This is a genomic window from Pseudomonas sp. URMO17WK12:I7 (assembly GCF_003269045.1).
Classification (GTDB): Bacteria; Pseudomonadota; Gammaproteobacteria; order Pseudomonadales; family Pseudomonadaceae; genus Aquipseudomonas; species Aquipseudomonas putida_J.
Map to the genome: position 1 here is coordinate 261,758 of NZ_QLTL01000007.1, position 18,445 is coordinate 280,202.

16 protein-coding genes are annotated in these 18,445 nt (G+C 64.1%); 13 read left to right on the plus strand and 3 right to left on the minus strand.

Translation table 11 applies throughout. From position 1 onward, the window contains the following. The first annotated feature begins 303 nt into the window (after positions 1–303). From tauA to tauD, 4 genes are read left to right on the plus strand one after another with little or no spacing between them, the layout of a single operon-like run. On the plus strand, positions 304–1,275 hold the full coding sequence (tauA, locus tag H040_RS12130; RefSeq protein ID WP_027917626.1) for a taurine ABC transporter substrate-binding protein: 972 nt from the start codon (positions 304–306) through the stop codon (positions 1,273–1,275). 23 nt (positions 1,276–1,298) lie between these two features. After that, entirely contained in the window at positions 1,299–2,087 is a 789-nt protein-coding gene (gene tauB, locus H040_RS12135) for a taurine ABC transporter ATP-binding subunit (protein ID WP_027917627.1), read from the plus strand. Further along, positions 2,084–2,923, plus strand: a complete 840-nt coding sequence (gene tauC / locus H040_RS12140) for a taurine ABC transporter permease TauC (protein ID WP_027917628.1) — start codon at positions 2,084–2,086, stop codon at positions 2,921–2,923. Before tauB ends, tauC begins: the two co-directional genes overlap by 4 nt. Before the next feature lie 49 nt (positions 2,924–2,972). Further along, the gene (gene tauD, locus H040_RS12145; protein ID WP_027917629.1) at positions 2,973–3,806 is read left to right on the plus strand and encodes a taurine dioxygenase; all 834 of its coding nucleotides are present in this window, start codon (positions 2,973–2,975) and stop codon (positions 3,804–3,806) included. Positions 3,807–3,939: 133 nt separating this feature from the next. Here the strand turns inward: tauD and betT are convergent, their stop codons facing one another. Together betT and epsC are read right to left on the minus strand one after the other, a co-directional pair. Then, positions 3,940–5,901 (minus strand): choline transporter BetT, encoded by a 1,962-nt coding sequence (gene betT, locus H040_RS12150; RefSeq protein ID WP_177326678.1) that lies wholly within the window; start codon positions 5,899–5,901, stop codon positions 3,940–3,942. Between the two features lie 311 nt (positions 5,902–6,212). Next, the gene (epsC, locus tag H040_RS12155; RefSeq protein ID WP_027917631.1) at positions 6,213–7,145 is read right to left on the minus strand and encodes a serine O-acetyltransferase EpsC; all 933 of its coding nucleotides are present in this window, start codon (positions 7,143–7,145) and stop codon (positions 6,213–6,215) included. 274 nt (positions 7,146–7,419) lie between these two features. Here epsC and tcyJ point away from each other — a divergent pair, with 274 nt between their 5' ends. From tcyJ to H040_RS12210, 9 genes are all read left to right on the plus strand, one after another. Beyond that, entirely contained in the window at positions 7,420–8,214 is a 795-nt protein-coding gene (gene tcyJ, locus H040_RS12160; protein WP_027917632.1) for a cystine ABC transporter substrate-binding protein, read from the plus strand. Beyond that, the gene (gene tcyL / locus H040_RS12165; RefSeq protein WP_027917633.1) at positions 8,211–8,879 is read left to right on the plus strand and encodes a cystine ABC transporter permease; all 669 of its coding nucleotides are present in this window, start codon (positions 8,211–8,213) and stop codon (positions 8,877–8,879) included. The genes tcyJ and tcyL overlap by 4 nt, the downstream gene beginning before the upstream one ends. A gap of 1 nt (position 8,880) precedes the next feature. After that, positions 8,881–9,639 carry an L-cystine ABC transporter ATP-binding protein TcyN gene (gene tcyN / locus H040_RS12170; RefSeq protein ID WP_027917634.1) on the plus strand — a complete coding sequence of 253 codons (759 nt, stop codon included), beginning with the start codon at positions 8,881–8,883 and terminating at the stop codon, positions 9,637–9,639. A gap of 262 nt (positions 9,640–9,901) precedes the next feature. Continuing rightward, the gene (locus H040_RS12180; protein WP_027917635.1) at positions 9,902–11,143 is read left to right on the plus strand and encodes an SfnB family sulfur acquisition oxidoreductase; all 1,242 of its coding nucleotides are present in this window, start codon (positions 9,902–9,904) and stop codon (positions 11,141–11,143) included. A 135-nt stretch (positions 11,144–11,278) separates the two neighbouring features. Beyond that, entirely contained in the window at positions 11,279–12,460 is a 1,182-nt protein-coding gene (locus H040_RS12190; RefSeq protein ID WP_027917636.1) for an SfnB family sulfur acquisition oxidoreductase, read from the plus strand. After that, positions 12,460–13,851 carry an LLM class flavin-dependent oxidoreductase gene (locus tag H040_RS12195; RefSeq protein ID WP_027917637.1) on the plus strand — a complete coding sequence of 464 codons (1,392 nt, stop codon included), beginning with the start codon at positions 12,460–12,462 and terminating at the stop codon, positions 13,849–13,851. The genes H040_RS12190 and H040_RS12195 overlap by 1 nt, the downstream gene beginning before the upstream one ends. Further along, entirely contained in the window at positions 13,844–14,644 is an 801-nt protein-coding gene (locus tag H040_RS12200) for a MetQ/NlpA family ABC transporter substrate-binding protein (RefSeq protein WP_027917638.1), read from the plus strand. Before H040_RS12195 ends, H040_RS12200 begins: the two co-directional genes overlap by 8 nt. Position 14,645: 1 nt before the next feature. Further along, complete coding sequence (locus H040_RS12205) at positions 14,646–15,755, plus strand: methionine ABC transporter ATP-binding protein (protein ID WP_027917639.1); 1,110 nt, start codon at positions 14,646–14,648, stop codon at positions 15,753–15,755. Continuing rightward, positions 15,745–16,389: a methionine ABC transporter permease gene (locus H040_RS12210; RefSeq protein ID WP_027917640.1), complete on the plus strand. Its 645-nt coding sequence runs from the start codon at positions 15,745–15,747 to the stop codon at positions 16,387–16,389. The genes H040_RS12205 and H040_RS12210 overlap by 11 nt, the downstream gene beginning before the upstream one ends. A 94-nt stretch (positions 16,390–16,483) precedes the next feature. On the opposite strand, the gene dibA is transcribed toward H040_RS12210, so the two are convergent. Further along, the gene (gene dibA / locus H040_RS12215) at positions 16,484–18,379 is read right to left on the minus strand and encodes a phosphodiesterase DibA (RefSeq protein WP_027917641.1); all 1,896 of its coding nucleotides are present in this window, start codon (positions 18,377–18,379) and stop codon (positions 16,484–16,486) included. Positions 18,380–18,445: the final 66 nt, after the last annotated feature.

The window sequence follows — 18,445 nt, forward strand, 5'->3', positions numbered from 1 at the left end:
GAAATTGTAAGATTTTTACGGAATATCGTAGGAACCTTTACTGCGAAAAGTTGTATCGGCGCCGTCAATCATACCTTTAGGTTATTTGCAAACGTTTGCCGACCAACAACCGGTCGCTCACCCTCGCAAAGGGAAAAAAGGGTAGCAGCGGATTGCTGCTGCGCCAGTCGCCTTTTTAGCCTTCGGCCAGGGTTAAAGCGTTTGGCTCCTAAGCTAATTCTAAAAAGTTATTTATTTTAGATTTCTTAGATCATCTAGTCTTCTCGCCATCCAAGACATCCATTGCCTGACGAGAGGTTCACCATGATCCCGCATGCTCCGCTGCGCCTGTTCGCTGCCCTGACCCTCGCCAGCGCCAGCTGGTTGGCCCAGGCCGCCGACCTGACCGTTGCCTACCAGACCACGGTCGACCCGGCCAAGGTGGCCCAGGTCGATGGCAACTACGAAAAAGCCAGCAAGGCCAGCATCGACTGGCGCAAGTTCGATAACGGTGCAGACGTGATCACTGCCGTGGCCAGCGGCGACGTGCAGATCGGCTACCTCGGCTCCAGCCCATTGGCTGCCGCCGCCACCCGCAAGCTGCCGGTCGAGACCTTCCTCATCGCCACCCAGATCGGCGCCGGCGAGGCCCTGGTCGCCCGCGACAGCATCAAGACCCCGCAGGACCTGGTTGGCAAGAAAGTCGCCGTGCCGTTCGTTTCCACCGGCCACTACAGCCTGCTGGCCGCACTGAAAAGCTGGAACATCGACCCGTCCAAGGTACAGATCCTCAACCTCGCACCACCGGCAATCATCGCGGCCTGGAAGCGCGGCGACATCGATGCCACCTACGTCTGGGACCCGGCCCTGGGCGTGGCCAAGGAAAACGGCAAGGTGCTGATCACCTCGGGTGAGCTGGCCGAAAAAGGCGCACCAACCTTCGATGCCTGGATCGTGCGCAAGGACTTCGCCGCCAAGCACCCGGACGTGGTCAAGGCCTTCGCCAAGGTCACCCTCGACGCCTACGCCGACTACCGCAAGGACCCGCAAGCCTGGCTGGCCAACCCGGACAACGTGGCCAAGCTGGCCAAGCTGTCCGGCGCCAAACCGGCTGATATCCCGGTGCTGCTGCAGGGCAACGTCTACCCGCTGGCCGCCGACCAGGCCAAGGAACTGGGCGCCCCCACCACCCAGGCGCTGACCGACACGGCCACCTTCCTCAAGCAGCAAGGCAAGGTCGAAGCGGTGCTGCCGGACTACTCGCCGTACGTCAGCGCACAGTACATCCCCAACTAAGACTGCATTGCACGGAGCCTGCCATGGCCTTGCTCGAACTGGAGCGCATCAGCGCACAGTACCCCGGCGCCACCGCCCCGGTGCTGGCCGACATCAACCTGAGCCTGGGCCCACGCCAGCTGCTGGTGGCCCTGGGGCCATCCGGCAGCGGCAAGACCTCGCTGCTGAACCTGATCGCCGGCTTCGTCGCCCCCAGCGCTGGGCGCATTACCCTCGACGGCCTGCCCGTACAGGGCCCGAGTGCCGAGCGTGGCGTGGTGTTCCAGGATGATGCCCTGCTGCCATGGCAGAACGTGCTGGGCAACGTTGCCTTCGGCCTGGAGCTGGCCGGTGTGCCACGCGCCCAGCGTGAAGCCAAAGCCCGCGAGATGCTGGCGCTGGTCGACCTCGACGGTTTCGGCGATCGACGCATCTGGCAACTGTCCGGCGGCCAGAAGCAGCGCGTGGGCCTGGCCCGGGCGCTGGCCGCCGACCCGCGGGTGCTGTTGATGGACGAACCGTTCGGCGCGCTCGACGCCTTCACCCGTGAACAGATGCAGGAACTGCTGCTGCAGGTCTGGCAGCGCACTGCAAAACCGGTGTTCCTGATTACCCACGACATCGAAGAAGCGGTGTTTCTCGCCAGCGAGCTGGTGCTGCTGGCACCCAACCCCGGCCGCGTGGTCGAGCGCCTGCAACTGGACTTCGGCCAACGCTATGCGGCTGGCGAGTCGGCCCGGGCGATCAAGTCCGACCCACGTTTCATTGAAACCCGCGAGCATGTCCTGGCCCGCGTGTTCTCCCAACGCCAAAGCCTGCAGGAGCGCGCATGAGCAGCCTGGATCTGCCGGTCGCCGGCAAACGCGACAGCCACACCCGGCCCGCCCCCGTGGCGCGCCGCCCATTGTCTACCCGCTGGATCAGCACCCTGACCCTGGCCAGCCTGCTGCTCGCCTGGTGGCTGGTGACTGCCGCCGGCTGGATCGAGCCGTTGTTCCTGCCCTCACCTGGCGACATCCTGGCCAAAGCCTGGGCCCTGCTCACCCAGGGCTACATGGACGCCAGCCTGTGGCAGCACCTGGGCGCCAGCCTGGGCCGCATCGGCCTGGCACTGGGCGCTGCGACCCTGACCGCCATCCCGGTCGGCATCGCCATCGGCTACAACCGCGTGGCCCGCGGCATCCTCGACCCGCTGATCGAGTTCTACCGGCCGATCCCACCGCTGGCCTACCTGCCACTGATCGTCATCTGGTGCGGTATCGGTGAGCTGTCCAAGGTGCTGTTGATCTACCTGGCGATCTTCGCTCCGATCGCCATCGCCACGGCCACCGGCGTGCGCACCGTCGACCCGACCAAGCTGCGCGCGGCGCAGTCGCTGGGCGCGACACGGGTGCAGCTGATTCGCCACGTGATCCTGCCCAGTGCCTTGCCCGACATCCTGACCGGCATCCGCATCGGCCTGGGCGTCGGCTGGTCGACCCTGGTCGCCGCCGAACTGATCGCTGCCACCAGCGGCCTGGGCTTCATGGTGCAGTCGGCGGCGCAGTTCCTGGTAACCGACGTGGTGGTGCTGGGCATCCTGCTGATCGCCCTGATCGCCTTCGCCCTGGAGATGGGCCTGCGCGCCCTGCAACGCAAGCTGGTGCCTTGGCACGGGCAGAGCCACTGAATTCCTGTTGACCACGCCAGCAGCCTGGCGCCTGATTGAAGAGACCGACATGAGCCTGACCATCACCCCCCTCAGCCCGGCGCTCGGCGCGCAGATCAGCGGCGTGGACATCAGCCGCGACATCACTGCCGAACAGCGGGACGCCATCGAGCAGGCGCTGCTTCAGCACCAGGTGCTGTTCTTCCGCGACCAGCCGATCAATCCGCAGCAGCAGGCGCGTTTCGCCGCTCGCTTCGGCGACCTGCACATCCACCCCATCTACCCCAACGTGCCAGAGACTCCGCAGGTGCTGATTCTCGACACGGCGGTCACCGACGTGCGCGACAACGCCGTATGGCACACCGACGTGACCTTCCTGCCGACCCCGGCGCTGGGCGCGGTACTCAGCGCCAAGCAGTTGCCAGCCTATGGTGGCGACACCCTGTGGGCCAGTGGTATCGCGGCGTTCGAAGCCTTGTCGGCGCCACTGCGCCAGATGCTCGATGGCCTGACCGCTACCCATGACTTCACCAAGTCGTTCCCGCTGGAGCGCTTCGGCACCACGGCAGAAGACCTGGCCCGCTGGGAGGCCACCCGGCGTAACAACCCGCCGCTGTCACACCCGGTAGTGCGCACGCACCCGGTCAGTGGGCGCAAGGCGTTGTTCGTCAATGAAGGGTTCACCACGCGCATCAATGAGCTGAGCGAGCTGGAGAGCGAGGCGCTGCTGAAGCTGCTGTTCGCCCATGCGACGCAGCCGGCGTTCAGCATTCGCTGGCGTTGGCAGGAGAATGACGTGGCGTTCTGGGACAACCGCGTGACCCAGCATTTTGCGGTGGATGACTACCGGCCGAACCGGCGGGTGATGCACCGAGCGACCATCCTGGGGGATGCGCCTTTCTGAGGGGCCCAGGGGAGGCCTTCGGCCTCCTTTCGCGACGCAAGGCCGCTCCTACAGGAGATCGCGTTCCCTTGTAAGAGCGGCCTTGCCGGGGCGCCGGACCGGTCGGAAAGGGCCGCAAAGCGGCCCCGGAGATCTAGCGGACCAGGTGCAGGAACTGCATGTGCCGTTCGTACTGGTCGAGGATGTCGTTGATGATCTGCTCCTTGCTGTAGCCCACCAGGTCATAGTTCTGGCTGCCTTCGCTCAGGTGCACCTCGGCCCGGTAGTAACGGCGGTTCCTCAACTCCTGCGTACCCAACCCGCCCAGCGCGAACGACGGCGTGAAGTAGCCGCGCATCTGCACCTGGTAGATGAACGGCTGCTCCTCACCATGGCCAACCTTCAGGCTGACGTTGTCATGGCTCGGGTCATCCTGGGTCACCAGCACCAGGCCCTTCTGCTCGAACACCTCGCGCACATCGGCAATCGCCGGGCGCACCACGTCGTCCATGAAGCGGTACACCTCATCACGCGACGGGAAGTGCACGGCCTGGCTCAGGCGTTGACGCCAGCCACCGCGGCCACGGCGTGACTGGGCGAACGGCGCCAGCGAGTGCATCTGCGCGATCTGCCGCTGGCTTTCCAGGTAGAAGGCCTTGTGCAGCCCCCACATCATGCACAGCAGAATCAGCGAGAACGGCAACGAAGTCAGCACCACCGCAGACTTCAGCGAGTCGATGCTACCGGCGAACAGCAGGCCGCTGGTGATCAGCGCGGTCATCGCGCCCCAGAAAATGCGCAGCCAGTTCGGCCCGTCCTCGTCGGCACCGCCGCCCTTGGCAGACAGGGTCGACAGCACCACGGTGCCGGAGTCGGCCGAGGTAACGAAGAACACAAAACTGATGAACACCGTCACGGCGATCACCACCTTGCTCCACGGGTAGGTTTCCAGCAGCAGGTACAGGCTCATCGACGGGTTGTCCAACGCCGACTGGCCGAGCGCGGTCATGCCGTGGTTGATTACCTGGTCCAGCGCGCTGTTGCCGAATATCGACATCCACGCCAGGGTGAAGCCCAGCGGAATCAGCAACACGCCGAAGACGAACTCGCGGATGGTGCGGCCACGCGAGATACGCGCGATGAACAACCCCACGAACGGCGCCCAGGCAATCCACCAGGCCCAGTAGAACACTGTCCAGCCGCCCAGCCAGTCGCGTTGCTCGCCGTAGGCATAGACGTCGAAGCTCTTGCGCGGCAAGGCGCCCAGGTAATCGCCGAGGTTCTGGATCAAGGTATTGAACAGGTGCTGGGTGGGGCCGGCGAAGAGCACGAACAGCAGCAGCGCGCAGGCCAGGAACAGGTTGATGTCGCTCATCACCCGCACGCCCTTTTCCACACCCGCCACGGCTACCGCTACCGCCGCGCCCATCATCAGCGCGATGAGGATGACCTGCACCCACTGGCTGTGGCTGATGCCGAACAGGTAGTCGAGGCCGGCATTCAGGTGCAGCACACCAAAGCCCATGTCGGCGCCCAGGCCGAACACCGTGGCGATGATGCCAAAGCCGTCCACTGCATAGCCGATCGGGCCGTTGATACGCTTGCCGATCAGCGGATACAGCGCCGAACGCAGGGCCAGCGGCAGGTTATGCCGGTAGGCGAAATAGGCCAGCGCCATGCCGACGAAGGCGAACACGCCCCAGCCGTGCAGGCCCCAGTGCAGGAACAGGATCTGCATCGCCTGGCGCCCGGCCTCGGCAGTGCCCCCTTCGCCCTGGGGCGGGGTGAGCATGTGGGTCAGCGGTTCGGACACGCAGAAGAAGAACAGCGTGATGCTGATGCCGGCGGCGAACAGCATGCCGGCCCATGACAGGTAACTGAACTCGGGCTCGTCGTGGTCGGCGCCCAGCTTGATCTTGCCGTAGCCAGACAACGCAGTGACCACCACGAACACCAGGTACAGAGTCATGGCCAGCATGTAGTACCAGCCGACCGTGTTGGCCGCCCAGTTCTGCGCTGCCAGCAGCCACTCGCCGGCAGCCTGCGGGAAGGCGATGACCACCAGGCCGAACAGGAGAATGAAACTTGCCGCGAAATAGAACACCGGCGGGTTCATGCGGATCTTGCCACTGGCAAGGGATGGGGACGGTGCACTCATGAAACAGGCACCTCGTCGATAGACGTGAGGTTCGGAATGAACGGGTTCAGCAAAGGAATCCTCCTGTTGAACACCGGCAGCGGACCAGCGTTTTTCATTGAACAAGCGTTCAAGTTAAACATGGATCGTCTTTCAAAGCTAACCGGGGCGCCGATTGGCGCCCTCCTGTTCTGGCGCTTTCGCGGGCAAGCCCGCTCCCACCGGGGCATCACACGTTTTGATTACTGTGGGAGCGGGCTTACCTGCGAAGAGGCCGGGACAGGCAATGGTCAGTTCTTGTCCTGGCAATCCAGCTGCAGGTTGGCCTGGGTGATGTTGCTCTCGGCCGGCACACTGCGGGTCAGCCAGACATTGCCACCAATGGTCGAGCCCTTGCCGATGGTAATCCGGCCCAAGATCGTCGCCCCGGCATAGATCACCACGTCATCCTCGACGATCGGGTGGCGCGCCAACCCTTTGTGCAATGTGCCCGACTCATCGCTCGGGAAGCGCTTGGCGCCCAAGGTCACGGCCTGATAGATGCGCACCCGCTCACCGATAATCGCCGTTTCGCCGATCACCACGCCAGTGCCGTGATCGATGAAGAAGCTCTGGCCAATCTGCGCGCCTGGGTGAATGTCGATACCGGTGGCCGAGTGCGCCAGCTCCGAGCTGATGCGCGCCAGCAGCGGCAAACCCGCCTGATAGAGGTGGTGGGCCAGGCGGTGGTGGATGATCGCCAGGATCCCCGGATAGCACAGCAATACTTCATCAACGCTGCGCGCCGCCGGGTCACCGTGGTAGGCCGCCAGCACATCGGTATCGAGCAGCACACGCAGGCCCGGCAAAGCCGCAGCAAACCCCTGGATCAAAGCCAGGGCCTGGGCATCGACAGCAGTCAGGTCGCCCTTGCGCTGGCGCGCGGCATAACGCAACTCCAGGCGCGCCTGCACCAGCAGTGCCGTCAGCGCCGCGTCGAGGGTATGGCCGACGTAGAAGTCCTCGCTCTCTTCACGCAGGTCAACCGGGCCCAGGCGCATTGGGAACAGGGCCCCGCACAGCTGCTCGAGAATCTGCCGCATGGCCTCACGCGAAGGCAACTCGCGCCCGCCCTGCTCGCCTATGCTGCGGCCATTGCGGCTGCGCCATTGCTCGCGGGCACCGCGCAGGCCACTGACGATGCTGTGCAGTTGCCAGTGCCCAGATGATGGTTGTTCGCTCACGCTGTTCTCCTGCCGATGTTGGCCAATCTGTCTTTATGCAATCCACTTTACGGCAAATCCGTCCCTTGGAAAAAACAACGCTTTATTCCATCCTGCGCTAAGTCGGGCATAAGCCGCGATGACGGCCTCAGCATCCTGGCCTAACCTCAAAGCAGCCAAAACCTGGCACGGATCAAAAACGGGAATAACAAAATAAGTTTTTATTATTTCCAGGCCTAACAAGCCAACTCTATAGTCGCCACCCACTACTTCCACAACAAGCGCGGGGCCTGACATGTCGAAATTTGCCAAACCGCTTCTCAACGCCAGCCTGGCCATCCTGCTGGGTGCCGGCCTGCTCGGCCAGGCCTTTGCCGGCGAGCAACTGAAGACCATCCAGGAAAAAGGCGTGATCAACGTGGGCCTGGAAGGCACTTACCCACCGTTCAGCTTCCAGGACGAGAACGGCAAGCTGGCCGGCTTCGAGGTGGAGCTTTCGGAACTGCTGGCCAAGGAGCTGGGGGTCAAGGCCAAGATCCAGCCGACCAAGTGGGATGGCATCCTCGCCGCGCTGGAATCCAAGCGATTGGACGTGGTGGTCAATCAGGTGACCATCTCTGAAGAACGCAAGAAAAAATACGACTTCTCCGAGCCCTACACCGTCTCCGGCATCCAGGCGCTGATCCTGAAGAAGAAAGCCGAGCAGCTGAACATCAAGACTGCGCAAGACCTGGCCGGCAAGAAGGTCGGCGTGGGCCTGGGCACCAACTACGAACAGTGGGTCAAGCAGGACGTGCCGAAAGCCGAAGTGCGCACCTATGAAGACGACCCAAGCAAGTTTGCCGACCTGCGCAACGGCCGCATCGACGCCATCCTGATCGACCGCCTGGCTGCGTTGGAATACGCCCAGAAGGCCAAGGACACTGAACTTGCCGGCGACGCCTTCTCGCGCCTGGAAAGCGGCGTGGCCCTGCGCAAGGGCGAGCCTGAACTGCTGGCAGCAATCAACAAAGCCATCGACAAGCTCAAGGCCGACGGCACGCTGGCCAAGCTGTCCGAGAAATACTTCGGTGCCGATGTCACCAAATGATCGCTGAAAGCCTGCAACTCGTTGCCGACTCCACGCCCTTCCTGCTGAAGGGCGCGGGTTATACGGTGCTGCTCAGTGTTGGCGGCATGTTCTTCGGCCTGGTGCTGGGCTTTGCCCTTGCGCTGATGCGGCTGTCGAAGATCCTGCCGCTGAACTGGCTGGCCCGGGTCTATGTTTCGTTCTTCCGTGGCACGCCGCTGTTGGTGCAGCTGTTCGTGATCTACTTCGGCATGCCGCAGATCGGCATCGAGCTCGACCCGATCCCTGCCTCGCTGATCGGCCTGTCGCTGAACATGGCGGCCTACATCTGCGAAATCCTGCGTGCGGCGATCTCCTCGATCGACCGTGGCCAGTGGGAAGCTGCGGCCAGCATCGGCATGACCCGCACCCAGGCCATGCGCCGGGCGATCCTGCCCCAGGCGCTGCGCACCGCATTGCCGCCACTGGGCAACAGCTTCATCTCACTGGTCAAGGACACCGCGCTGGCAGCGACCATCCAGGTGCCCGAGCTGTTCCGCCAGGCGCAGCTGATCACGGCGCGCACCTTCGAAGTGTTCACCATGTACCTGGCCGTTGCCGTGATCTACTGGATACTCTGCAGCATCCTCGCGCACTTCCAGAACCGCATGGAAGCGCGGGTCAACCAGCACGACCAGGAGCAATGAGATGATCGTCGCCAAAGGCCTGACCAAGCAGTTCAAAGGCCAGACCGTGCTCAACGGTATCGACCTGACCGTGCAACCCGGTGAAGTGGTAGCCATCATCGGCCCCAGCGGCTCGGGCAAGACCACCTTCCTGCGCTGCCTCAACCTGCTGGAAACCCCAGATGCCGGGCAGATCCAGATCGGCGCCATCAGCATCGATGCAAATCGCCCGCTCGGCGGCCAGCAAAGTGCGATCCGCCACCTGCGCCAGCAGGCTGGCTTCGTGTTCCAGAACTTCAACCTGTTCCCTCACCGCACCGCCCTGGAAAACGTCATCGAGGGCCCGGTGATCGTCAAGAAGACGCCGCGTGATCAAGCCCTCGAACTCGGCCGGCGGCTGCTGGCCAAGGTCGGCTTGGCGGGCAAGGAAGACGCCTACCCACGGCGCCTTTCCGGCGGCCAGCAGCAACGCGTGGCGATTGCCCGCGCACTGGCCATGGAGCCTGAAGTCATCCTGTTCGACGAACCCACTTCGGCGCTCGACCCGGAGCTGGTCGGTGAAGTGCTGGCGACCATCCGCGGCCTGGCCGAGGAAAAGCGCACCATGATCATCGTCACCCACGAAATGAGCTTTGCCCGGGATGTGGCGAACCGGGTGATCTTCTTCGACAAGGGCGTGATCGTGGAACAGGGCGACGCCAAGGCGCTGTTTGCCAACCCGAAGGAAGAACGTACCCGGCAGTTCCTGCGCAAGTTCCTCGGGACTGCCGCTTCCGAATAAATCCTCTGCGGCCTCTTCGCGGGTAAACCCGCTCCCACAGATACTCCACAGTATTCAAACCTGTGCGGTCCCCTGTGGGAGCGGGTTTACCCGCGAAAGGGCCGGAGCATCCACAGCAATTCCCTCTCTTCTATGTATATTCCAAAGAGTTAGTTCATAAACTTTTAATAAGCCATTATGGTATATAAACCGGACCACCGGACCAGCAAACGTTGTCGCCATCAGCTGAAGCGACGCATCCACTTTGTGAGGTTCGGTTCTGATGACCACCCAGCCAAATACCCGATTCCACAGCGACCTCGACAGCTCGCCCCTGCTGCTGCCGGCCAAGGTCCTGCGCAATGACGCCGAAGCCCTGCAAGCCGCCCATGAGCTGGCCGCCATTGCCCGCGAGCAGGCCGCCCGTCGCGACCAGCAACGCAAGCTGCCTTGGGCAGAAATCGAACAGTTCACCCGCAGCGGCCTGGGCAGCATCAGCGTACCGAAGGCCTATGGCGGCCCAGACGTTTCGTTCGCAACCGTCGCCGAGGTGTTCCGCCTGATCAGCGCCGCCGACCCGGCCCTGGGGCAAATCCCGCAAAACCAGTTCGGCATGCTGCAACTGCTGCGCCTGACCGCTACCGAAGCCCAGCAGGCGCTGATCTTCCGCAGCGTGCTGGACGGCTGGCGCATCGGCAACGCCGGCCCCGAGCGCGGCACCAAAGACACCCTGACGCTCAAGGCCAGAATCACCCACAGCGCTGACGGCTATCGCATCAGCGGTGAGAAGTTCTACTCCACAGGCGCCCTGTTCGCCCATTGGGTGGCGGTCAAGGCGCTGGACGACGAAGGCCGACAGCGCCTGGCCTTTGTCCGTCGCGGCAGCCCTGGGCTGCGCATCGTCGACGACTGGTCCGGCTTCGGCCAGCGCACAACGGCCAGCGGTACCGTGCTGCTCGATCAGGTGCCGGTGGATGCCGAACTGGTCATCGACAACTGGCGCCAGCGGGACCTGCCCAATATCCAGGGTGCGGCCTCGCAGCTGATTCAGGCGGCCATCGATGCCGGCATCGCCGAGGCAGCCATCGACGATGCCATCGCCTTCGTCCGTGAGAAATCCCGGCCCTGGATCGAAGCCAAGGTCGAGCGCGCCAGCGAAGACCCGTACGTGATTGCCGATATCGGCCGCCTGAAGCTCGAACTGCACGCTGCAGAGGCGCTGTTGCGCAAGGCTGCGCGCGTACTCGACGAGGTCAATGCCGGGCCGATCGATGCTGACGCCGCAGCGCGGGCGTCGATTGCCGTGGCCGAAGCCAAGGTGCTGACCACCGAGATCTCGCTGCAAGCCAGCGAGAAACTGTTCGAGCTGGCTGGCAGCCGCGCGAGCCTGGCCGAGTTCAACCTCGACCGGCACTGGCGCAATGCCCGGGTGCACACCCTGCACGACCCGGTGCGCTGGAAGTACCACGCGGTTGGCGCTTACCACCTCAACGGCACCCTGCCCGCCCGGCATTCCTGGATCTGATTTGAGGGCCTCGGGGGCTGCCTTGCAGCCCTTTCGCGACACAAGGCCGCTCCTACAGGCGATCGCGGTTCCTTGTAGGAGCGCCCTTGCGTCGCGAAAGGGCCGCAGAGCGGCCCCATGGCCCCGGAGAACACCATGACTACATCCGTTATCACCAGCGACGCCCAGGCACTTTCCGTCGCTGAACACATCGCTCAGCAACTCAAACGCGACAGCGCCCTGCGCGACCGCGAACGCCGCCTGCCCCACGCCGAACTGGCGCTGTTCACCCGCTCCGGCCTGTGGGCCATCAGTGTGCCCAAGGCCTTCGGCGGCGCGGGCGTGTCCAACGTCACCCTGGCCCAAGTCATCGCCCGCATCGCCCAAGCCGATGCTTCGCTCGGCCAGATCCCGCAGAACCACTTCTATGCCCTGGAAGTGCTGAGGGTGAACGGCAGCCCCGAGCAGCAACAGCGCCTTTATGCCGAAGTGCTGGCAGGCCGCCGCTTCGGCAACGCCCTGGCCGAGCTGGGCACGAAAACCGCCCACGACCGCACCACCCGCCTGACCCGTGATGGCACCGGTTACCGCATAAACGGCCGCAAGTTCTACGCCACCGGCGCGCTCTACGCCCAGCGTATTCCGACCTCGGTGATTGACGATCAAGGCCGCCAGCAGTTGGCCTTTGTCCCAGCCGACAGCCAGGGCCTGCAGGTAATCGACGATTGGAGCGGCTTCGGCCAGCGCACCACCGGCAGCGGTTCGGTGACTTTCGACAACGTCTGGGTCGATGCTGGCGACGTGGTGCCCTTCCAGAGCGCTTTCGAGCGCCCGACCCCGGTGGGCCCGCTGGCGCAGATTCTCCACGCAGCCATCGACACCGGTATCGCCCGCGCCGCCCTGGATGATGCTCTGCATTTCGTGCGCACACGCAGCCGGCCATGGGTCGACTCCGGCCTGGACAAGGCCAGCGATGACCCGCTGACCCTGAAAAGCTTCGGCCAACTGGTGATCCGCCTGCATGCCGCTGAAGCGCTGCTCGAACGCGCCGGCGAATTCCTCGACCACGCCCAGGCCGACAGCAACACCGACAGCGTCGCCGCCGCTTCGATTGCCGTGGCCGAAGCACGGGCGATCAGCACGGAAGTATCCCTCGCCGCCGGCACCACCCTGTTCGAACTGGCCGGCAGCCAGGCCACCCTGGCCGAGCACAACCTTGACCGCCACTGGCGCAACGCCCGCGTGCACACCCTGCACGACCCGGTGCGCTGGAAGTACCACGCCATCGGCAACTACTACCTGAACAACACCAACCCACCGCGCCGGGGGACCATCTGATGGCCAAGCAGATCCTGCTCAATGCCTTCAACATGAACTGCATCGGGCACATCAACCACGGCCTGTGGACCCACCCACGGGACACCTCGACCCAGTACAAGACCCTGGAATACTGGACCGACCTGGCACGCCTGCTGGAGCGCGGGCTGTTCGATGGCCTGTTCATCGCCGATATCGTCGGCACCTATGACATCTACGGCAACGCCGTCGACGTGACCCTCAAGGAGTCGATCCAGCTGCCGGTCAACGACCCGCTGCTGCTGGTTTCGGCCATGGCCGCCGTCACCCGCAACCTGGGCTTCGGCCTCACCGCCAACCTGACCTACGAAGCGCCGTACCTGTTCGCCCGGCGCCTCTCCACCCTCGATCACCTGAGCAACGGCCGGGTCGGCTGGAACATCGTTACCGGTTACCTCGACAGCGCCGCCCGTGCCATGGGCCTGGCGCAGCAGCCCGAGCATGACCGCCGCTACGACCAGGCCGATGAATACCTGCAGGTGTTGTACAAGCTGCTGGAAGGCAGCTGGGCCGATGACGCCGTGGTCAACGATCGCCAACGCCGGGTGTACGCCGAGCCGGGCAAGGTGCGCAAGGTGCAACACCAGGGCGAGTTCTACAAGGTCGAGGGCTACCACCTGTGCGAACCCTCGCCACAACGCACGCCGGTACTGTTCCAGGCGGGCAGCTCGCCTCGTGGCCTGGCGTTTGCCGGTAACCATGCCGAGTGCGTGTTCATCAGCGGCCAGGATAAAGCCGGCACCCGCGCCCAGGTCGACAAGGTGCGCGCGGCCGCCCAGGCCGCCGGCCGCGATCCGCAGGCAGTGAAAGTGTTCATGGGCATCACGGTGATCGTCGCGCCCACCGAGCAGCAGGCGCAGGCCAAGTACGCCGAGTACCTGCAACATGCCAGCGCGGAAGCCGGCGTGGCCCACTTCGCGGCCTCTACCGGCATCGACTTTGCCACATACGGGCTGGACGAGCCCATTGGTGCAAGCAAAGGCAACGCCATCCAGTCGGCCACCCGCCAGTTGCAGGACAACGCCTGGACCCGCCGCCGCCTGCTGGAGCAGCACGCCCTCGGCGGGCGCTATGTAACCCTGGTCGGCGCGCCGGATCAGGTAGCCGAACAGCTGATCGCCTGGATCGACGACACCGGCCTGGACGGCTTCAACCTGACCCGCACCGTCACCCCGGAAAGCTATGAGGACTTTATCGAGCTGGTGGTCCCGCAACTGCAGCAGCGTGGCCGTTACAAGACCGCCTACGCCGACGGCACCCTGCGCCAGAAGCTGTTCGCCAGCGCTCACCCGCACCTGCCCGCCGACCACCCCGGTTCCGCCTACCGCAACACCCACATCCCTGCCCCGACTGGAGCCCTGCACCATGCTTGAAAAACTGTTCCGGCCCGTCGCGGCCATCGCCATCACCCTCGGCCTGTCTGCCAGCGCCTTCGCTGCCGAACCGCTGAAAATCGGCACCACCGCAGCCTTCGCCATCCCCCTGGAGGCGGCGGTGGAGGAAGCCCACAAGCAAGGCCTGGAAGTGAAGCTGATCGAGTTCAGCGACTGGATCGCGCCGAATGTCAGCCTGAATAGCGGCGACATCGACGTGAACTACTTCCAGCACATCCCCTTCCTGGAGAACGCCAAGGCTGCAGCCGGCTTCAACCTGGTGCCCTATGCCCCAGGCATCATCAACAACGTCGGCCTTTACTCGAAGCGTTACAAGAGCTTCGCCGAACTGCCCGAGGGCGCCAGCGTGGCCATCGCCAACGACCCGATCAACAGCGGCCGTGGCCTGCAGCTGCTGGCCAAGGCCGGCTTGATTACCCTCAAGCCGGGTGTCGGCTACAAGGCCACCGAGGACGACATCGTCGCCAACCCGAAGAAGCTCAAGATCCTGCAGGTCGAAGCCGTGCAGCTGGTGCGCGCCTATGACGACGCCGACCTGGTCCAGGGCTACCCGGCCTACATCCGCCTGGCCAACACGTTCGATGCCACTTCGGCGTTGCTGTTCGATGGCCTGGAAAACAAGGAGTACGTGATTCAGTTCGTCATCCGCCCGCAGAGCAAGGATGACCCGCGCCTGGCCAGGTTCGTCGATATCTACCAGCACTCGCCTGCCGTGCGTTCGGCACTGAACAAGGCCCATGGCAGCCTGTACCAGGCCGGTTGGGAAGGCTGACATGAGCCAGGCCAACGCGCTCAGGGCGCCCACCGCACAACCATCGCCGCCAACGGCCAGGGAGCAGGCCCTGCGCCCGGAGGTCAACGACGCCCATGTCCGTTTCATCGGGCTGGGCAAGACCTACCCTGGCCAGCAACAACCCGCGCTGCAAGGCATCGACCTGAACATCCGCCGTGGTGAAATCTTCGGCATCATCGGCCGCAGTGGCGCTGGCAAGTCGTCGCTGCTGCGCACCATCAACCGCCTCGAACAGCCGAGCCAGGGGCGCGTGCTGATCGACCAGGTAGACATCGCGCCATTCGATGAGGACCACCTGGTGGCGCTGCGCCGGCGCATCGGCATGATCTTCCAGCACTTCAACCTGATGTCAGCCAAGACCGTGTGGCAGAACGTCGAGTTGCCGCTGAAGGTGGCGGGTATTGCCAAGGCCGAGCGCCAGCGCAAGGTCCGTGAGTTGTTGGAGCTGGTTGGCCTGCAGGAAAAACATCACGTCTATCCGGCGCAGCTGTCCGGCGGGCAGAAGCAACGGGTCGGCATCGCCCGGGCCTTGGTGCATGATCCCGAGATTCTGCTGTGCGACGAAGCCACCTCGGCGCTGGACCCCGAGACCACGGCGTCGATCCTCGAACTGCTGCGCGACATCAACCGGCGCCTGGGCCTGACCGTGGTGCTGATCACCCACGAAATGGCGGTGATCCGCGACATCTGCCAGCGCGTGGTGGTGCTGGAACGTGGCGCAATCGTCGAACAAGGCGAAGTCTGGCGCGTGTTCGGCAGCCCACGTCATGAGGTCACCCGCACCCTGCTCGCGCCGTTGCAGACCAAACTGCCTGCGGCTTTGCAGGCAAGCCTGCGCGCCAGCCCGGTGGGCCGTGACAGTGCGCTGGTGCTCAAGCTCACCCTGCTCGGCGAGCCCGCGCTGTCGGACCTGTTCGCGGAGTTGGGCGGGCGCGTGCGCCTGCTCCAGGGGGGTGTGGAGACCATCGGCGAGCATGCGCTCGGGCAGCTGATCCTGTCGATACAGGGCTCACCGCACGACACGCACCAATTGCTCGAACGCGCCCGCCGCTGGGCTGAAGACGTGGAGGTACTGGGCCATGTGGTTTGATCGCTTGCTCGAAGGCCTGCTCGACACCCTGCTGATGGTTGGCGTGTCGTCGCTGGTCGCGCTGCTGGTAGGTGTGCCGATGGCGGTGCTGCTGGTCACCAGCGACAAAGGCGGCATCTTCGAGGCACCCTTGCTGAACCGGGTGCTGGGTGCCTTCGTCAACCTGTTCCGCTCGATCCCGTTCCTGATCCTGATGGTTGCGCTGATCCCCTTCACCCGGCTGGTGGTGGGAACTACCTACGGCGTCTGGGCCGCCGTGGTGCCACTGACCATCGCCGCCACACCGTTTTTCGCACGGATTGCCGAGGTGAGCTTGCGCGAGGTCGACCATGGCCTGGTCGAGGCGGCGCAAGCCATGGGTTGCCGGCGCTGGCATATCGTCTGGCATGTGCTGCTGCCCGAGGCGCTGCCGGGGATTGTCGGTGGGTTCACCATTACCTTGGTGACGCTGATCAACTCGTCGGCCATGGCCGGGGCGATTGGCGCGGGGGGGCTGGGGGATATTGCCTATCGGTATGGCTATCAACGCTTTGACAGCCAGATCATGCTGACCGTGATTGCCATGCTGGTGGCCTTGGTGGGGCTGATCCAGCTAAGTGGCGACCGCTTGGCGAAAGGTTTGAACAAGCGCTGAGGGGCCCGTCGCAACATCTTCTGCGCCTGTGAGACCGAGCGCCGCGCGGGCGGCGCTCGGTCTCACAGGCGCAGAACAAATTCAGCCGTACCTCTCAGCCCCAGTGCAGATCCCCAGCCGGCACCGGCCGCCCGAACCAGTACCCCTGCCCCAGCTGGCACTGCTGCTCCAGCAGGAACCGCGCTTGCTCGGACTGTTCGATGCCCTCGGCATGCACCTGCATGCCCATGCTCCGCGCCAGGGCAATGATCACCCGCACAATCGCGATGTCATCATCATCCAGCGGCAAGCCGGCGACAAAGCCCTGGTCGATCTTCAGCTTCTGCACCGGCAAGCGCTTGAGCCGCAGCAACGACGAATACCCCGTGCCGAAATCATCGATTGCCAGATTCAGGCCTAGCTCACGCAGACGATGCAGTTGCTCCAGCGCCACCTCCGGGTCTTCCATCACCGCACTCTCGGTCACCTCCAGCTCCAGCAGTGCCGGGTCCAGGCCCGTCTCGTGCAGCACGTCCGCCACCTGCCGGTACAACTCGCGCTGGCCGAACAAGCGGCTGGAAATATTGACGGCAACGAATTCCAGCGCGCGTCCTTGTTCCTGCCACTGAACCATCTGCCGGCAAGACTCACGCAACACCCAGGCATCGACCTCGGCAATCAGCCCGGTACGCTCGGCGATCGGGATGAACTCGCCAGGCGGCACCAGCCCACGCTCCGGGTGTTGCCAACGCACCAGCGCCTCGACACCGACCATCTTCGCCGTGAACAGGTCATGCACCGGCTGGAAGAACACCCGCAGCTCATCCTTGGCCAGCGCCCGGCGCAGCTCACTCGCGGTTTCCACCCGGTGCTGGGCGTGGGCAGTCAGCTCTTCGGTGTACAGCGCGTAGCAGGCACGCCCATTACCCTTGGCCTTGAACAGCGCCGAATCGGCATTGCGCAGCAGTTGCTCGGCGCTCAGGGCGTCGTTGGGGAACAGGCTGATACCTACGCTGGCACTGATGAACAGGCGGTGGCCATCGAACTCGAAGGGTTCACGCATACGCTCGATGATGCCTTGCGCCAGCTTGCCGGCCTGACCGACCTGCTGGCAGTTCTCGGCCAGCACACCGAATTCGTCACCGCCCAGGCGCGCCAGGGTCACGGTGTTGCCCACGGTCTCACGCAGGCGTTCGCCGACCAGTTTGAGCAACTGGTCGCCAATGGTATGGCCAAGGCCGTCGTTGATGCTCTGAAAGTGGTCCAGGTCGAGCAGCAGCAAGGCGCAGCCACGCTTGTTGGCCTGCGCCGCAGCCAGCGCCTGCTCGGCGCGGTCGTTGAACAACAGGCGGTTGGGCAGGCCAGTGAGCGGGTCATGGTGGGCCAGGTAAGCCAGTTCCTGCTCGGTATGCCTGATCGCACTGATGTCGCTGAACACCGCCACGTAATGGCTCAGCTCACCGCTGTCATCGTGGATGGCGCAGATCGTCTGCCATTGCGGATAGATTTCACCGCTTTTACGGCGGTTCCAGATCTCGCCGCTCCACTCGCCCTTTTCGGCCAGCGCGGCATAAATCTGCTGATAGAACGGCACGCCGTGGCGGCCCGACTTGAACTTGCTCGGGCGCTGACCCAACACTTCGTCCTGCTGGTAGCCGGTAATGCGCATGAAGGCGCGGTTGACGTGCACGATCAGGCCTTGGCGGTCAGTCACCAACACTCCCTCCAGCGTGCTGTCGAACACCGCCGCGGCCATGCGCAGGCGCTCACGGTCCTCGCTGCGCAGACGCGCACCGACACCGATGAAGTTGAGCAGGCGCGCGCGGGACACGAAGATCAGCAAGGCACTGACCAGCACCCACACCACCACGTTGATCTGCCGGCCCACGGTCAGCGCCAGGGGGTCGTCAGTCATACTGTGCAGGACCACCTCGGCCAGCACCAGCCAGAGGAACGAGAGCACCACATACAGCGCGGCCATGCGCAAGGCGTCGCGAACGGAAACAGACATGTCGGGGGGGAAAGCCCATAAAAAAGGATGGGGCATTATAAAGGCTGAAACATGCCGTGACTTCCT

Bases quoted from the DNA above. Each gene is read 5' to 3' on its own strand.
- tauA (WP_027917626.1), top strand. From the start codon at position 304: ATGATCCCGCATGCTCCGCTGCGCCTGTTCGCTGCCCTGACCCTCGCC.
- tauB (WP_027917627.1), top strand. From the start codon at position 1,299: ATGGCCTTGCTCGAACTGGAGCGCATCAGCGCACAGTACCCCGGCGCC.
- tauC (WP_027917628.1), top strand. From the start codon at position 2,084: ATGAGCAGCCTGGATCTGCCGGTCGCCGGCAAACGCGACAGCCACACC.
- tauD (WP_027917629.1), top strand. From the start codon at position 2,973: ATGAGCCTGACCATCACCCCCCTCAGCCCGGCGCTCGGCGCGCAGATC.
- betT (WP_177326678.1), bottom strand. From the start codon at position 5,901: ATGAACCCGCCGGTGTTCTATTTCGCGGCAAGTTTCATTCTCCTGTTC.
- tcyJ (WP_027917632.1), top strand. From the start codon at position 7,420: ATGTCGAAATTTGCCAAACCGCTTCTCAACGCCAGCCTGGCCATCCTG.
- tcyL (WP_027917633.1), top strand. From the start codon at position 8,211: ATGATCGCTGAAAGCCTGCAACTCGTTGCCGACTCCACGCCCTTCCTG.
- tcyN (WP_027917634.1), top strand. From the start codon at position 8,881: ATGATCGTCGCCAAAGGCCTGACCAAGCAGTTCAAAGGCCAGACCGTG.
- H040_RS12180 (WP_027917635.1), top strand. From the start codon at position 9,902: ATGACCACCCAGCCAAATACCCGATTCCACAGCGACCTCGACAGCTCG.
- H040_RS12190 (WP_027917636.1), top strand. From the start codon at position 11,279: ATGACTACATCCGTTATCACCAGCGACGCCCAGGCACTTTCCGTCGCT.
- H040_RS12195 (WP_027917637.1), top strand. From the start codon at position 12,460: ATGGCCAAGCAGATCCTGCTCAATGCCTTCAACATGAACTGCATCGGG.
- H040_RS12200 (WP_027917638.1), top strand. From the start codon at position 13,844: ATGCTTGAAAAACTGTTCCGGCCCGTCGCGGCCATCGCCATCACCCTC.
- H040_RS12205 (WP_027917639.1), top strand. From the start codon at position 14,646: ATGAGCCAGGCCAACGCGCTCAGGGCGCCCACCGCACAACCATCGCCG.
- H040_RS12210 (WP_027917640.1), top strand. From the start codon at position 15,745: ATGTGGTTTGATCGCTTGCTCGAAGGCCTGCTCGACACCCTGCTGATG.
- dibA (WP_027917641.1), bottom strand. From the start codon at position 18,379: ATGTCTGTTTCCGTTCGCGACGCCTTGCGCATGGCCGCGCTGTATGTG.